This window comes from Mesorhizobium sp. M1D.F.Ca.ET.231.01.1.1 (assembly GCF_003999155.2).
Taxonomy (GTDB): domain Bacteria; phylum Pseudomonadota; class Alphaproteobacteria; order Rhizobiales; family Rhizobiaceae; genus Mesorhizobium.
In genome coordinates this window covers 1-441 of record NZ_RZOZ02000061.1, presented here as the reverse complement: position 1 = coordinate 441, position 441 = coordinate 1, and the positions used below count along the sequence as shown (strand labels likewise).

Sequence of the window (441 nt, the reverse complement as noted above, 5' to 3'; positions counted from 1 at the left end):
GCTTCGTCACCCATCCGATGGATTGGATGCCCTCCGCGTCAGACCAGACCGCACCGGACATCTACGCGCCCTGGATCGACTGGCAGGCGAGCGCCGAAGCGGAACAGCTCTGGCATAAAAAGCTCACCTTGCAGAATTGGGCCGAATTCTTTCCGGCGGCGCGGCGCGTAGCGCTGACGGGAATGCGCCGGAGCGAACCGGCGGTCGCCAGGCAACTGATCGAGGCCAAGGGTCCGGCGGAATCGGCCGAGGTCAGGCTGTCACTTGTCGAGCTCATCCGCATCGGCCTCGGCCCGGATGACGCGCCCTTCTTGAAAAGCCTCGCTACCGATCGCTCCACCAAAGTCCGTGAGCTGGCCGGCCGCTTGCTGGCGATGCTCGGCCAGCATGGCGAGAGCGGTGCGGATGTCCCCGTGGCGGAGCTCGCCGGCTTCATCGAGG

General features: G+C 66.0%; 1 protein-coding gene. It reads left to right on the top strand.

What is annotated here, in order from left to right; translation table 11 throughout:
• Positions 1 to 26 precede the first annotated feature (26 nt).
• Positions 27 to 441: DUF5691 domain-containing protein (locus EN874_RS32255; protein WP_245516214.1), on the top strand; the 415-nt coding region annotated here is incomplete at its 3' end.